Annotated in this window: 14 protein-coding genes; 6 read left to right on the forward strand and 8 right to left on the reverse strand. The window is 65.0% G+C overall.

The features are described 5' to 3' along the window. The first annotated feature begins 31 nt into the window (after positions 1 to 31). Entirely contained in the window at positions 32 to 583 is a 552-nt protein-coding gene (locus C662_RS13770; protein ID WP_002930241.1) for an ureidoglycolate lyase, read from the forward strand. Here the strand turns inward: C662_RS13770 and C662_RS13775 are convergent. From C662_RS13775 to acuR, 3 genes are read right to left on the reverse strand one after another with little or no spacing between them, the layout of a single operon-like run. Then, positions 565 to 1143: a peroxidase-related enzyme gene (locus C662_RS13775; RefSeq protein WP_002930242.1), complete on the reverse strand. Its 579-nt coding sequence runs from the start codon at positions 1141 to 1143 to the stop codon at positions 565 to 567. The two genes, C662_RS13770 and C662_RS13775, sit on opposite strands and share 19 nt — an antisense overlap. A gap of 49 nt (positions 1144 to 1192) precedes the next feature. Continuing rightward, positions 1193 to 2176 (reverse strand): acrylyl-CoA reductase (NADPH), encoded by a 984-nt coding sequence (gene acuI, locus C662_RS13780; protein ID WP_002930244.1) that lies wholly within the window; start codon positions 2174 to 2176, stop codon positions 1193 to 1195. A gap of 49 nt (positions 2177 to 2225) precedes the next feature. Then, positions 2226 to 2864 (reverse strand): acrylate utilization transcriptional regulator AcuR, encoded by a 639-nt coding sequence (gene acuR / locus C662_RS13785; protein WP_443080861.1) that lies wholly within the window; start codon positions 2862 to 2864, stop codon positions 2226 to 2228. A 197-nt stretch (positions 2865 to 3061) separates the two neighbouring features. On the opposite strand from acuR, the gene C662_RS13790 reads away from it, so the two are divergent. Continuing rightward, a complete protein-coding gene (locus C662_RS13790) occupies positions 3062 to 4474 on the forward strand; it encodes an aminotransferase-like domain-containing protein (RefSeq protein WP_002930248.1) in 1413 nt (470 codons plus the stop codon). Here C662_RS13790 and C662_RS13795 read toward each other — a convergent pair. Further along, positions 4469 to 4777 (reverse strand): hypothetical protein, encoded by a 309-nt coding sequence (locus C662_RS13795; protein ID WP_002930251.1) that lies wholly within the window; start codon positions 4775 to 4777, stop codon positions 4469 to 4471. The genes C662_RS13790 and C662_RS13795 overlap by 6 nt on opposite strands. Positions 4778 to 4779: 2 nt before the next feature. Continuing rightward, positions 4780 to 5370, reverse strand: coding sequence for a cytochrome c oxidase subunit 3 family protein (locus C662_RS13800; RefSeq protein WP_037984664.1), 591 nt, complete (start codon positions 5368 to 5370; stop codon positions 4780 to 4782). A gap of 213 nt (positions 5371 to 5583) precedes the next feature. Here C662_RS13800 and ccoG point away from each other — a divergent pair, with 213 nt between their 5' ends. From ccoG to C662_RS13815, 3 genes are read left to right on the forward strand one after another with little or no spacing between them, the layout of a single operon-like run. Next, positions 5584 to 6981 carry a cytochrome c oxidase accessory protein CcoG gene (ccoG, locus tag C662_RS13805; protein ID WP_002930256.1) on the forward strand — a complete coding sequence of 466 codons (1398 nt, stop codon included), beginning with the start codon at positions 5584 to 5586 and terminating at the stop codon, positions 6979 to 6981. A gap of 13 nt (positions 6982 to 6994) precedes the next feature. Further along, positions 6995 to 8665, forward strand: coding sequence for a nitrite/sulfite reductase (locus C662_RS13810; RefSeq protein ID WP_002930257.1), 1671 nt, complete (start codon positions 6995 to 6997; stop codon positions 8663 to 8665). Further along, positions 8649 to 9176, forward strand: a complete 528-nt coding sequence (locus C662_RS13815) for a DUF934 domain-containing protein (protein WP_002930259.1) — start codon at positions 8649 to 8651, stop codon at positions 9174 to 9176. Before C662_RS13810 ends, C662_RS13815 begins: the two co-directional genes overlap by 17 nt. Before the next feature lie 138 nt (positions 9177 to 9314). Here the strand turns inward: C662_RS13815 and C662_RS13820 are convergent, their stop codons facing one another. Both C662_RS13820 and C662_RS13825 read right to left on the reverse strand, forming a co-directional pair. Further along, positions 9315 to 10076, reverse strand: a complete 762-nt coding sequence (locus C662_RS13820) for an ABC transporter permease (protein ID WP_002930261.1) — start codon at positions 10074 to 10076, stop codon at positions 9315 to 9317. Then, positions 10073 to 11062 (reverse strand): ABC transporter ATP-binding protein, encoded by a 990-nt coding sequence (locus tag C662_RS13825; protein ID WP_002930264.1) that lies wholly within the window; start codon positions 11060 to 11062, stop codon positions 10073 to 10075. Before C662_RS13825 ends, C662_RS13820 begins: the two co-directional genes overlap by 4 nt. Positions 11063 to 11270: 208 nt before the next feature. Here C662_RS13825 and C662_RS13830 point away from each other — a divergent pair, with 208 nt between their 5' ends. Then, positions 11271 to 14288: an EAL domain-containing protein gene (locus C662_RS13830; RefSeq protein ID WP_232433276.1), complete on the forward strand. Its 3018-nt coding sequence runs from the start codon at positions 11271 to 11273 to the stop codon at positions 14286 to 14288. Between the two features lie 31 nt (positions 14289 to 14319). Here C662_RS13830 and leuE read toward each other — a convergent pair whose 3' ends face one another. Next, entirely contained in the window at positions 14320 to 14991 is a 672-nt protein-coding gene (gene leuE, locus C662_RS13835) for a leucine efflux protein LeuE (RefSeq protein WP_002930267.1), read from the reverse strand. Between the last annotated feature and the right edge of the window lie 179 nt (positions 14992 to 15170).

A 15170-nucleotide genomic window follows, 5' to 3' on the forward strand; every position in this document is an offset into this window, starting at 1 on the left:
TGTCGCCCCCTTCCTCACCCGAGAGCACACCATGACCGCGCACCCCGCCCTCCCCCTCGCCGTCGAGCCCCTCACCCACGAGGCCTTCGCACCCTTCGGCCAGCTCATCGAGGCCCGCGACGCCGCACCGCACTTCACCATCAACGCCGGCAACACCGAGCGCTACCACGACCTCGCTCGCATCGAGCCCGGGCCCGAGGGCCGCGTCATCGTCTCCATCTTCCGCGGACAGCCCCGCGCCCTGCCCTTCACCGTGAACATGATGGAGCGCCACCCGCTCGCCTCACAGGCCTTCATCCCCATGTCGGGCAAGCCCTATCTGGTCGTCGTCGCCCCCGCGGGCGCACCGCCCACCGCACAAGACCTGACAGTCTTCCTCGCCCGCGGCGACCAGGGCGTCAACTACGCCCCCGGCGTCTGGCACCACCCCCTGCTCGCACTCGACGAAATCTGCGACTTCATCGTCATCGACCGCAGCGGGCCAGGGCACAACTGCGACGAGATCCAGCTCGAGACCCCGGGCGCCATCCTCGCGCTGCCAGACCGAACCTCGTCGACGAGGACTCAGCGGCCGAGCGCGTAGAACTCCGCGTTGGGCCGCATGCTCGTCACGTTGGCAAGACGGTTGGACATGCCGAAGAAGGCCGCGATGCCGGCGATATCCCAGATGTCCTCCTCGGTGAAGCCGTGCGCCTGCAGCAGTTCGAAATCGGCCTCGCCCACCAGATGCGAGGTCTGCGAGACCTTCATGGCGAAATCGAGCATCGCCTTCTGGCGAGCGCTCAGATCGGCCTTGCGGTAGTTGACTGCAACCTGGTCGGCGATGAGCGGGTTCTTGGCGCGGATGCGCAGGATCGCGCCGTGGGCGATCACGCAGTACTGGCACTGGTTCGCATTGCTGGTCGCCACCACGATCATCTCGCGCTCGGCCTTGCTCAGGTTGCCCGGCTTCTCCATCAGCGCGTCGTGGTAGGCGAAGAAGGCACGGAACTCGTCGGGCCGTTGGGCGAGCGTAAGGAACACGTTGGGGATGAAACCGGACTTCTCCTGAACGGCCTCGATGCGCGCGCGGATGTCTTCGGGCATGTCCTTCAGTTCGGGGACAGGGAAACGGCTCACTGCGGATTGCTGTGCCTGGGTCATGCTTTCTTCTCCTTGGAATGATGAAACGGTTGATCCTGACGGGACGGCTCTAGCGATTGACGTCCACGACGATGCGGCCGCGGACCTCGCCCCTGAGCAAGCTGTCGGCGAGCGGGATGGCCTCGGCCAGTCCGACCTCGCGGCTGATCTGCCCGAGCTTGGCCAGATCCAGATCGCTTGCCAGGCGTTGCCAGGCCAGCAGCCGGTCCGCACGCGGGCACATCACGCTGTCGACGCCGGCCAGGGTGACGCCGCGCAGAATGAAGGGCGCGACCGTCGCCGGAAGGTCCATGCCCGCCGCCAGCCCGCAGGCAGCGACCACGCCACGGTACTTGGTGGTGGCGCAGACGTTGGCCAGCACATGGCTGCCGACCACATCGACAGCGCCGGCCCAGCGCTCCTTGCCCAGCGGCTTGCCAGGCGACGAGAACAGCGCACGGTCGACCACCTCCGCCGCCCCGAGCGCCTTGAGGTAGTCGGCATCCTGCGTGCGGCCGGTCGCCGCCACCACCGTGTAGCCGAGCTTGGCGAGCACCGCGATGGCGACGCTGCCGACACCGCCGGCAGCGCCGGTGACCAGAATCTCGCCGTCCCCGGGCTGGACCCCGTGGCGTTCGAGCGCCAGCACGCACAGCATGGCGGTATAGCCCGCGGTACCGATCGCCATCGCCTGTTGCGGCGTGAAGGCCGCGGGCAGCGGCACCAGCCAGTCGCCATTCAGACGCGCCTTCTGCGCCAGGCCGCCCCAGTGCACCTCGCCCACACCCCAGCCGTTGAGCACCACTGCGTCCCCGGCTTTGTATTCCGGATGGGTGCTGTCCTCGACCACCCCGACCAGATCGATGCCCGGGACCATCGGAAACGTGCGCACCACCGGCCCCTTGCCGGTAATCGCCAGCCCGTCCTTGTAGTTGAGCGTCGAGTGGCTGACGCGCACGGTCACGTTGCCCTCGGGCAACTGCGCTTCGTCAAGCGTCTTGACGCTCGCGCGGTAACCCGCATCGTCCTTCTCGATCAGTACGCCCTTGAACATGTCATCCCCTCCAGATTTAGACCGAACGTCTATAAAAATACGAAAAAAATCAGCCCTTGGGCAGCCCGGCGAAGTAGAAATCGGCAAACAGCTCGAGCGGCCTCGCACTGCGCTCGAGCTTGGCACGCAGGACTGCGCCTTCCCAACCAATCCAGAACACTGCAGCGAGTCCCGCGCAGTCGGCCTGTGGTGCCAGCCACCCTGCCCGCTGTGCCTCGTTCAGGCAGGCCGCAAAACGGGCCTGCCAATCCTCGAAAGTATCCCTGAGCCGGACCCGAAAGCTCTCCGGCAATGCGCCCATCTCCTGCCCGAGGTTGCCGATCAGGCAACCTCGGCGGAATTCATGGCGTGCCATGCCCTCTGCCGCGTCGATGACGAAAGCGCGCAGGCGCGCCAGCGGCGGGCGTGCCGGATCGAGCAGATGGCGATCCAGCTTGCGGGCAAAGAACACGCCGTAGCGTCCGATCACCTCGAGGCCGTAGTCTTCCTTGCTGTCGAAGTAATGGTAGAAGGAGCCCTTGGGCACGCCTACGCGGCCAAGGATCTCCTCGATGCCGGTGGCCGAGAAGCCCTTCTCGGTAAACACCTCCAGGCCCGCACGCAGCAAAAGCTCGCGCGTCTCCATCAGGTCCGCGCGCTGTTTGGGCGGCCTGCCGCGCCGACGAGGAGTCTGCTGTTCCGGTACCATGGGCAGATATTAGACCGATCGTCTTTATAAATGCAAGGAAACTCCCGACGACACCCTCGGCACGCACCGCTGGCCCGCAACACACGAGCCCCAGGCACCGACCTCAACCAGGAGTTGCACCTGCGCCAGCCGCAGCGAAGCTACGAGGAATGATCCATGCCAAGGCGCTGCGGGCAACCCGCTGCTAGCATCGCCCCATGAGCCTCTACCAAGACTTTGCCGAGCGAACTGCAGCACTGATTGCTTCGGGCGTACTACGTCCCGGCGACAAGCTCCTCTCCGTGCGACAGGCCTGCAAGACCCATGGAGTCAGCCCGATCACGGTCACCCAGGCCTACCACCTGCTCGAAAGCCGGGGCCTGATCGAGGCACGACCAAAGTCGGGCTACTTCGTGCGCGCCCGGCTCGGCCGCAAGCTGCCAGAGCCCGAGATGACGCACCCTGTGGGCGGCTCCACGGCGCTCGAGGTCAGCGACTTCATCTTCCAGATCCTCGACAGCGTTCGCGATCCTGCGATCGTCCCATTGGGATCGAGCTTTCCGGACGCGCGGCTGTATCCGCTCGACAAGCTCGGGCGCTTCCTCGCCGCGGCCGCACGTCACCTGGACCCGCTGGCCACGGTGACCGACCTGCCTCCGGGCAATGAGGAGCTGCGCCGACAGCTCGCATTGCGTTACCTCGCGCATGGCGCCTCGGTGTCGCCACAGGAGATCGTCGTCACGTCAGGGGCGATGGAAGGGCTCAACCTCTGCCTGCAGGCCCTGACCCAGCCCGGCGACCTGGTTGCCATCGAGTCACCCACCTTCTACGCCGGGCTGCAGGCCAGCGAACGCCTTGGGCTCAAGGTGATCGAGATCCCGAGCCACCCGCGCGAGGGCGTGAGCCTGGATGCGCTGGCCGATGCGCTGCGCCATCATCCGGTCAAGGCCTGCCTGTTCATGCTCAACTACGCCAACCCGACGGGCAGCCGCGTAGCGGACGAGAACAAGCGCGCCTTGCTGGAGCTGCTGCGCAAGTACCAGGTTCCGTTGATCGAGGACGACGTCTATGCCGAGCTGTACTTCGGCCGCGAGGCCCCCTTGTGCAGCAAGGCAATGGACACCGACGGACTGGTGCTGCACGTATCTTCGTTCTCGAAGTGCCTCGCCCCGGGGTACCGCGTAGGTTGGGTCGCAGCGGGGCGGTTCGCCAAGAAGGTTCAGCGGCAGAAATACTCGACCAGCCTGGCTACTGCCGTGCCGGTGCAGATCGCGCTGGCCGATTACCTCAAGCACGGCGGCTTCGACAACCACCTGCGTCAGCTGCGCAGGCAGCTTGCCACTCAAGAGGCACAACTCCTGGCCGGCATCGAGACGCACTTGCCCCACGACATCCGCCTGGCCAGGCCGGACGGCGGCTACTTCCTGTGGCTGGAGCTACCTGCCCGGGTCGACACGCTGCAACTGCACGAGGCAGCGCTCGCACACGGCATCAGCACCGCGCCAGGGCCGATCTTCTCGGCAAAACGCGAGTTCTCCAGCTACCTCCGACTCAATTTCGGCCACCCCGCCACGGCACGCCAGGACGATGCACTGGCCACGCTCGGCAGGCTGATCAAACGCCAGCTATAGGCTGGCGAGACGGGTGAAGCTGTCGCCGAACAAGGTCGTCAGCACGATCGCGATCGGGGTGAAGGCAATGAAGAAACGCAGCACATTGCGAAGGAAGGGGTGCACCAGCTCAGCCTCGATGAAGTAGCGTGCGACCAGCCGGCCCTTGATCCAGATGATCGCGGCGACGATGAGCTGCACGGTGTCCTGCCCACCGAGGCCGGCGCCGAGCTGCGGGCTGACGAGGGTAAGGCCGACCAGCCCCAGCCAGGCCAAGACCAGGGGTTGCAGCGAGGTGGCGGGCTTGCGTGCGGAGGTATCCATGATCAGGCCAGAACGTAGCAGAAGGGAAAAATGACCAGCCAGATGATGTCGGTGGCATGCCAGTAGCTGGCAAGCGCCTCCAGACCGCCGTGTTCGTCGGCAGTGTAGATCCCGAACCCGTGCCGGGTGAGAACCCAGAGGATGCCGAGGATGCCCCAGAAGGCGTGCACCATGTGGGTGAAAGTCAGGTAGTAATAGACGGTGAAGAAGATCCCCGACTGCCCATCGATCCCTTGCGCAAGATTCCACTGGATCTCGAAGTACTTGACCAACGGATAGCCGAGTGCGGCGACCAGGCCCGCAATCAGCCAAGCGATCGATTCGCGCCTGCGCCCGGCACGCAGGCGGGTGACCGAGCAGGCGATGAAGAAGCTACTGCTCACCATCAGCAGCGTGATGAGCACGCCCGCCGTCTGCGAAAGACGCTCGGCCCCCGCATGGAAATCCTCCGGGAAGTGCGCACGAGCGACGAAGTACACGATGAACAGCACCAGAAACTCGACAAACTCACAGCAGATCCCGACCCAGATACCCTTGTTGCCGGGCACCCTACCCGTACTGGGGGGCAGATCCGCTGCATTGGCAAGACTCATCGTATTGGCAATCACGGTACTCAGCTCCTGACTCGACACCTTGATTGTCACCGCCTGCCGATGCGCAGACAGGAACAGTCGGGCCGATAGTCATCCGGCACAGCAAGACAGCCAGCCAGAATCTGTACCTGTTCTAAATCAAACAATCTGAATCTGCACCTATCCCACCCGGGATGATGTACTTCCGGCCATCTTTGAAGCCGGAGTACATCCATGAACCCACCCGTCAGCAAGGCGCGCGAAGCCCGGCTGGAGTTCTATCGCAAGAAGGGAAAGGTCCACGCCAAGGCGGTGCAGGGCCGCTTCAACGGCCTGCGCTGGGCAATGGTCTGGCTTACCCAGATCGTGTTCTACGGTGCGTGCTGGTTGCCATGGACGACGGCGACAGGCAGGCGGCAGGCGATCCTGTTCGACATCGCCGACGAAAAGCTCTATCTCTTCGACCTGGTGCTGTGGCCGCAGGACGCGCTGCTGCTCGCCTTCATCCTGATCCTGGCCGCCACAGCGCTGTTCTTCACCACCGCCATGGCGGGGCGCCTGTTCTGCGGCTTTGCCTGTCCGCAGACGGTCTATACGTCCATCTTCGTGTGGATCGAGGGCAAGGTCGAGGGCGACCACCTTGCCCGCCTGCGCCTCGACCAGAGCCCGATGTCGGCGCGCAAGCTGCTGATCAAGTCGGTCAAGCATGGCATCTGGGCGCTGGTGGCGGCGTGGACCGCGATCACCTTCGTCGGCTACTTCACCCCGATCCGGGAACTGCTGCCGGCGATCGCCGGCTTCCAGACCGGCCCCTGGGAGACCTTCTGGCTGATCTTCTACGCGACCTTCACCTATCTGCAGGCGGGGCTGGCACGCGAGGCCGTTTGCCAGCACATGTGTCCGTACTCGCGCTTCCAGGGGGTGATGATCGATCCGGATACTGCAAACGTCAGCTATGACAGCCGCCGCGGCGAACCGCGTGGCGCCCTGCGGCAATCCACCAACAAGGGCGACTGCGTCGACTGTGGCATCTGTGTGCAGGTGTGTCCGACCGGCATCGACATCCGCGACGGTCTTCAATACCAGTGCATCAACTGCGGCCTGTGCATCGACGGCTGCGACGAGGTCATGGACCGGATCGGCGCGCCGCGCGGCCTGATTCGTTTCACGAGCGCGCGCGAGCTTGCCGGCCGACCGCAGGCTGCAGCGGCCCGGTGGCGGCCGCGGACTCTGGTCTATGTCGGCCTGCTGCTCGTGTTCGCTGCGCTCGGGTTGTGGACACTGAACGAGCGCGTGCTGCTGCGGGTGGAAGTGCACCGCGATCGCGGTGCACTGATGCAGGAGAGCACCGAGGGACGAATCGAAAACAACTACATCCTCAAGCTCATCAACATGGAGGAGGCGGCCCACCAGTTCCGCATCGGTGTGAGCGGCCTGCCGGGGCTGCGAATCGAAGGCACCAGCGAGTTCATGGTCGAGCCGGGGCGCGTCCATACCGTCACGCTCACCCTGTCGTCCCCGCTCGAAGGCATGCCGTCAGGCGTGCAGCCGATCGTGTTCGAGACGGTGGCAGTGCACGACCAAAGCCTTGCCGTGCGCGAGAAGAGCACCTTCATCCTGCCCACCCACTGAACAGTCAGCCATCATGTACCGCTATAACGAAACCGATCAGCGCCTGGTCGATGACCGCGTCCGCCAGTTCCGCGACCAGATGCAGCGCCACCTCGACGGCAAGCTCAGCGAGGACGACTTCCGCCCACTTCGCCTGCAGAACGGGCTATACCTGCAGCGCCATGCGCCGATGCTGCGCGTGGCCATCCCCTACGGCACGCTGTCGAGCATGCAGTTGCGCATGCTTGCACACATCGCACGCACCTGGGACCGCGGCTACGGGCACTTCACGACGCGCAGCAACATCCAGTTCAACTGGGTCCGCTTTGCCGATGTGCCGGACATCTTGGCCCTGCTAGCCACGGTCCAGATGCATGCAATCCAGACCTCGGGCAACTGCATCCGCAACATCACGACCGACCAGTTCGCCGGCGTTGCACGCGACGAGATCCTCGATCCTCGCCCCTATTGCGAGATCGTCCGCCAGTGGTCGGCGCTGGCGCCCGAGTTCCAGTTCCTGCCGCGCAAGTTCAAGATCGCCATCGCCGGCGGTGAGGAGGACCGCGCGGCGGTGCGATTCCACGACATTGGCGCAAAGGCGTGTCGGAGCGACCAAGGTGAGCCCGGCTTCGAGATCTTCGTCGGCGGCGGTCTCGGTCGCACGCCGATGGTGGGGCACTGCATCAAGCCCTTTCTGCCACGCGCCGAGCTGCTGAACTACTTCGAGGCGATCCTGCGTGTCTATAACCGCTATGGACGTCGCGACAACAAGTACAAGGCGCGGATCAAGATCCTGGTCAAGGACCTGAGCGTCGAAGGTTTCGCACGCGAGGTGGACGCGGAATGGCGTCATACGCGCGGCGCGGGAAGCCTGATCCCGGAATCCACCTTCGCAACGATGGAAGCGTTCTTCGCGCCACCTGCGTACGCCGACGCGCGGGCAACCGATCTGGCTTTCGTTGCCCCTCGCGCCGAGAATCGCCCTTTCGCGCGCTGGGTCGAGCGTAACGTGGCACCGCATCGGCACCCCGGGTACGGCATCGTCACCCTGTCGCTGAAGAAGACCGGGGTGCCGCCGGGCGATGCGACAGCCGACCAGATGGACCGGGTCGCCGAGTTGGCCGAACGCTTCAGCGCCGGCGAGATCCGCGTCAGCCACGAGCAGAACCTGATCCTGCCCAACGTGCCGCTGCGTGACCTGTATGCGTTGTGGGAGATCGCGCGGAGAAGCGGGCTCGCAACGCCAAACATCGGCCTGCTGACCGACGTTGTCTGCTGCCCTGGGGGCGACTTCTGCGCGCTGGCCAACGCAAAATCCCTGCCGGTCGCCGCCGCAATCCAGGCGCGCTTCGACGACCTCGACTATCTGTTCGACCTCGGCCCGCTGGAGCTGAACATCTCCGGCTGCGTCAATGCCTGCGGCCATCACCACATCGGACACATCGGCATCCTCGGCGTCGATAAGAACAACGAGGAGTGGTACCAGGTGACGCTGGGCGGCAGCGAAGGCAAGCACTCCCGCCTCGGGCGCGTGATCGGGCCGTCCTTCGCGGCCAGCGACATTCCCGACGTCATCGAACGAATCCTGCAAGTCTATTTGCGCGAGCGCCTCGCCGAAGAGTGCTTCATCGACACGCTCGATCGTATCGGCCTCACTCCTTTCAAGCTTGCCGTCTATGGAGAACGCCATGAAGCCGCTCATTAAGGATGGGCGCATCGTCGCCGACGAATGGAGCCTGCTCTCGCACGAGGCCCTCGACGACATCGACCTGACCCCCGCCGGCCCTCGGCAGATCGTACCGCTTGCGCACTACCGCACGCACGCCGAAGTGCTGCGGACGCAAGGGCACCGCATCGCGATCCTGCTCGGCCCGGATGATGAACCCGACGCCGTGGCGCCGTATCTGGCGGACATCGCTCTCGTCGCCATCCATTTTCCGAGCTTCACCGATGGGCGAGGCTATTCAACGGCGCGTCTGTTGAGAGTCCGCTTCAACTTTTCAGCCGAAATACGCGCGGTCGGCGACATCCTTCGCGACCAGCTGTACTTCCTGCACCGCTGCGGCTTCGATGCATTCTCGCTGCGAGCAGACCAGGATGTTAACGCCGCACTGAGTGCCTTCGACGACTATGCGTGGGCGCCCGATTTCGGCGCTCTTCCTCGCACCGCCCCCAAGGGCTCCCTCCCACTTCGAGATCCTGCCGCAGACAAGTGATCGGTGTTGACATCGCAAATGCACGCGGCTCGGCTCGCGGACCCACCCGCTGTCGCCCCAGTGGCGCTTAGGGCTGTCCCAGTCTGCCTTGCCCGTGTCCTGCACGAAGATGGCAGATGGCGCAGCCTGCCCGGCGGCTCAGGGCTTCAACCGATATCCCGTCCTCAGCATCCACGTCGCGAGCGCCACGAACACTGTGAGGAAGAGCAGCGTCATCGCCAGGCTCACGCCCACCGGCACGTCGCCGCTGCCGTAGAAGCTCCAGCGGAAACCGCTGACCAGGTACACCACCGGGTTGAACAGCGATACCGTGCGCCACGCCGCAGGCAGCATGTCGATGGAGTAGAAGCTGCCGCCGAGGAAGGTCAGCGGCGTGATGATCAGCAAAGGGACGAGCTGAAGCTTCTCGAAGTTGTCCGCCCAGATGCCGAGGATGAAGCCGAGCAGGCTGAAGCTGACCGCGGTGAGCAGCAGGAAGCCGATCATCCATACCGGGTGTTCGATGCGCAGCGGAACGAACAGGGTGGCGGTGGCAAGGATGATCACGCTCAGGATGACCGCCTTGGTCGCCGCAGCCCCGACGAAACTGAGCACGATCTCGAAGTGCGAAACCGGGGCCGACAGAATCTCGTAGATCGTGCGCGAGAACTTCGGAAAGAAGATGCCGAAGGAGGCGTTCGACACGCTCTGCGTCAACAGGTTGAGCATGATGAGCCCGGGCACGATGAAGGCGCCGTAGCTCACCCCCTCCACCTCGGGGATACGCGCGCCGATTGCCGAACCGAAGACGACGAAGTACAGGGTGGTGGTGATCACCGGCGCCAGCACGCTCTGCAGCAGGGTGCGCTTGGTGCGAGCCATCTCGAACAGGTATATCGCGCGAACGGCGTGCCAGTTCATCGTGCGCCCTCCGCGGCCGCCCGGGCCTCGCTGCCGTTTTCGCCCGCAAGCGCAGGCTCGTTGACCAGGCTGACGAAGATATCTTCGAGCGAGCGCTGGGTGGTGTGCAGGTCGGCGCAGGCAATGCCCGCGCCGGCAAGGTCCTGCAGCAGGCCGGCGATCGCGCTGTCGCCGGACTCACCGTTCCGGCCCGTCTCGTAGCGATACACCAGCGTGCTGCCCCCCTTGCCCAGCGTCAGCCCGTAACGATCCAGCGCGGGCGGAATCTCGGTGATCGGCACCACCAGTTGCAGGGTGAGCTGCTTGCCGCCGAGCTTGTCCATCAGCACCGCCTTGTCCTCGACCAGGATGAGCTCGCCCTTGGCGATCACGCCGATGCGGTCGGCCATTTCTTCGGCTTCCTCGATGTAGTGGGTGGTCAGGATCACCGTCACGCCCTCGTCACGCAAACGGCGCACGAGCTGCCACATGTCACGCCTCAACTCGACGTCGACGCCCGCGGTCGGCTCATCGAGGAACAGCACCTTGGGCTCATGCGACAAGGCCTTGGCGATCAGCACCCTGCGCTTCATGCCGCCGGACAGGGTCAGCATCCTGCTGTCCTTCCGGCTCCACAGCGACAGCGCCTTGAGCAGACGCTCGAGGTAGGCCGGATCGGGCGGCTTGCCGAACAGCCCGCGGCTGAAGCAGACGGTGTTCCACACCGTCTCGAACGCCTCGGTGGTGAGCTCCTGGGGCACCAGGCCGATCTGCGCGCGTGCGGCACGGTAGTCGCGCACGATATCGTTGCCATCGACCCGCACGCTGCCGGCCGTCGCGTTGACCAGTCCACAGACCACGCTGATGAGCGTGGTCTTGCCCGCACCGTTCGGCCCAAGCAGCGCGAAGATCTCGCCGCGGCGGATGTCGAGATCTACACCTTTCAGCGCAGTGAATCCGGATGCATAAGTCTTGGAGAGCGCCGAGATCGAGATGATGGAGTCCATGGCGTCGAAGATAACAGATCGAGATCGCAGGCAAACGCGGATGAACGTGTGCTCATTCTGATCTATGTCAGAGCAGCCATACCGAAACGCCCCATAATGGGCACTCACAGGACCCTGCGATCACGACCCGCATGAACAGCCCACTCTGCGCCCCCGCTTCAATGCATGGCCGACGGCAACGCATGCCCATCGTGTCCACTTGGCCAAGGTGAGCAGCCTCGGCAGGCACGCATCGACCTGGCTCGCGCACCCGCTGGCACAGGCCCTGTTCGCCACCGCGCTTGTACTTGGGCTGCTTGTCGCCTTCCTGGTATTCACCTTCCGCTCCACCGTTGCCACGACTGCAACCGCCTCCAGCAACGAGGCGCGCGTGCTGGCGACCAAGATCGAAGGCGCTTTGCGCCGCGTCGACATGAGCGCGGCCTTCGCGGCCGACAATGCCGTAGAGCCCGGTGCGCACGACCGCGTCGGTTCGGTCTCTTGGGCCGCCACGGTGGCGCCGCTGAACCTCAACCTCGCACAGCTTACGAGACACTTCCCCGAAGCGCTCGTCATCCTCGTCACCGATACCGAAGGACGGGTGATCGCGAGCAGCTATGACGAACTGCCCACCTGGGGCATCGGCGATCGGGACTACTTCCAGCACGCACGCACTGCCCCAACCGCTGCCCTGCAGTTCTCCAACGTCCTCACCAGCAAGGCCGCCCCCACCCCCACCGTGGTCGCGTACCGCGCCCGCCTGCGCGCTGACGGCAGCTTCGCCGGCGTGGTAGCCGTCGGCCTGAACCTCGCCAGCTTCGAGGCGTTTCTGGACCGCATCGATGCCGGCGAGCGAGGCGTGGTCGCCGTGCGCCGCAGCGATGACAGCCGCCTGGTCATGCGCAGGCCCGCCGCACCGGCCAGGATCAACACGGCCGACCCGTGGATTCCACCCTACCGGATGATCCTCGACGGCAAACGCCGCGGTGTCGTACGTTACGCAAGCGCAGTGGATGACGTCGACCGCATCTTCGCCTTCCAAGCACTGCAGGACTACCCCTTCTTCGTGATCGTCGGACGCTCGGTGGATGAGCAATTCACGGTCTGGAGGCGAACCGGCGTGGCCGCGATGGCGATCGCAGCCGCCACCCTGACCCTGTTGCTGGCGATGCAGGCCGGCCTGCGCCGCAGCCGCGCCCGCCTGGCACGCAGCGAGCAGGACTTCGACGCGCTGGTGGAGAGTCGGCGCGAGGCAAGCTGCACCTGGCAGCCAGACACCACCCTGTTGTCCTGCAACGCGCGTTATGCTGCCCTTGTAGGTAGATCGCCCAGCGAACTGGAAGGTCACCGCTGGCTCGACTACCTGCCCGAACACGAGCGCCCGGCAACAGCCGCGGCAATCGAACACCTCACCAGCGGCGCCGGCGCACTCGCAACCGACCGCAGCATGCGCCACAGCGACGGCAGCATACGGTGGATCCGCTGGGTGGATCTGCCCGTTCTCGATAGCGAGGGGCGCTGCGTCGAAATCCGCTCCATCGGCCAGGACATCACCGCGCAGAAGGAAAACGAACTACGCCTGCGTCAGCTTGCACTTGCAGTCGAGCAAAGCCCCAACACCATCGTCATCACCAACACGCAGGCGCAGATCGAGTACGTCAATGCATCCTTCACCCGCACCACCGGCTACGCCGCCGACGAGGTGCTGGGACAGAATCCGCGTCTGCTCAATGCCGGCAAGACACCGCCGGCCACCTATGCCGACCTGTGGGCGACGCTCGAGCGCGGAGAGGTCTGGCGCGGCGAGTTCATCAACTCGCGCAAGGACGAAAGCACGTATATCGAACTTGCCACGATCGCTCCCATCAAGCAGCCCGACGGCAGCGTCAGCCACTACGTGGCGATCAAGGAAGACATCACCGAACGGCGTGCCGCAGAGGCTCGCATCAGGCAACTGGCGTACTACGACTCTCTGACCGGGCTACCGAATCGCAGTCTGATGTGGGACAGGCTGCGCCACGCCATCGTCGCCAGCGAGCGCAGCGGCATGCACGGCATGCTGCTGTTGCTGGACATCGACTACTTCAAGCTGCTCAACGACACGCAGGGGCACAAGGCCGGCGACGCCTTGCTGCGTGAAGTGGCGCAGCGCCTGCGCGCAGCGCTGCGCGAGGAGGACACGGTTGCGCGCTTGGGCGACGACGACTTCGCAATCGTCGTTGAGGGTCTGGGCGCAGAGCGCGACGACGCCATTGCCCATGCCGGACGCATCGCCGAGCACCTTCATGGCTGCATTGCACAACCCTTCGACCTTGGCCTGCCGAGCGGCCCCTACCATGGCACGGCTAGCCTGGGCCTCACCCTCTTTCATGGGCGCGCAAACCCCGCCGAGGCCGTTCTCAAGCAGGCCGAGGTCGCCGTCGATCGCGCCAAGCACGACGGACGCAACCTGCACCGCTTCTTCAGTGAGGCAATGCAGGCCGTCGTTGCCGAACGTGCGAGCCTCGAGCTCAAGCTGCGCGCGGCCCTGGCCGAAAACCGGTTCCGCCTGTTCTACCAACCGCAACTCGACAGCACTGGTCGCCTGATCGGCGCCGAGGCCCTGCTGCGCTGCTTCGACACGCACGGCAGCATGATCTCGCCGGCCAGCTTCATCCCCCTGGCCGAGGAAACGGGGCTGATCGTACCGATAGGCGACTGGGTGCTGCAGGCAGCCTGCGCGCAGTTGCGGGTCTGGCAGGCACACGTGGCGACAGGCGACCTGAGCCTGTCCATCAACGTCAGCGCCAAACAGTTTCACCAGCCGGATTTCGTCGCCAAGGTCACCGCGGCAATCGAGCGCCACCGCGTCAATGCAGGCCTGCTCAAGATCGAACTCACCGAGAGCGTGGTGATCGGCGACATCGAAACAACGGTGGCACGCATGAAGCAGATCAAGGCGCTCGGCGTCCGCTTCGCGCTCGACGATTTCGGCACCGGCTACTCGTCCCTGTCCTACCTCAAACGTCTGCCCTTCGACCAGCTCAAGATCGACCAGGCCTTCGTGCGCGACATGGACGACGGCAACTCCAGCGATGCGATCGTGCGTGCCATCCTGGCCATCAGCCAGTCGCTCGACCTGGAGGTCGTGGCTGAAGGCGTGGAAACCAGTGCCCAGCACGAACGGCTGCTTCAACGCGGTTGTGTCATGTTCCAGGGCTATCTGTTCGGCAAACCGGTGCCGATCGAGGCCTGGCCGGTGGGCTGAGCGCGCGGCGGAATGCCGGCAGCGCTACCCTTCAGCCCAGCGTCGCCGTCGCCAGCTTTGCCCCGAAGCCGATGAACACCCCGCCCACGCCCGCGGTCGCCCCTGCGGCGACGCGGCGATGGCGGCGGAACTGCGCGGCCAGGCGCGCGCCGGCGAAGATCAGCACCGACAGGTAGAGCACGCTGCAGATCTGCACGATCACGCCCAGGATCACGAAGGACAGCGCCGGGTGTGCGTAGGTCGGATCGACGAACTGGATGAAGAAGGAGACGAAGAACAGGATCGCCTTCGGGTTCATCAGGCTGATGACGAGCGCAGTGCGGAACGGGTGCGGAGTACTGCGCACCGGCGGGTAATCCGGCTTACCGTCACCAACCTGCTCCGCCGTCTCGTCCCCGCGCCGCCAGGTGGCAAGCGCACCGCGCAGCAGGCTGATGCCCACCCAGGCCAGGTAGGCCGCACCTGCATACTTGATCACCATGAACAGCTCGGGCGTGGCACGCAGCACCGAAGCCATGCCCATCACCGCCAGCAGCATCAGGATGGTGTCGCCGACGAAGATGCCAGCCGCCCCCTGGTAGCCGGCGCGCGTTCCCCAACGCGAGGCCGCCGCCATCACGTAGAGCGAGTTGGGCCCGGGCAGCAGCACGATGAAGATGGTGCCGAGAATGAAGGTGGTGAGGTCGGTGATGCCGTAGAACATTTGGGTACTCGCACGCAAGTGTGAACCGGTGCTCACTTTGCCACGCCGACCGGCGCCCCGCCAGGGTCCAGGTGGCTGTCGGCCGACGAAAAGCTCGCGGCTGGCGCCGCTCCTACCGAAAACCAACACGCGCGTCACCCGTCGTAGGAGCGGCGCCAGCCGCGAGGGGTTGAAGGCGA

Origin of the sequence: Thauera sp. 28 (genome assembly GCF_000310145.2) — a bacterium.
Taxonomy (GTDB): Bacteria; Pseudomonadota; Gammaproteobacteria; order Burkholderiales; family Rhodocyclaceae; genus Thauera; species Thauera mechernichensis.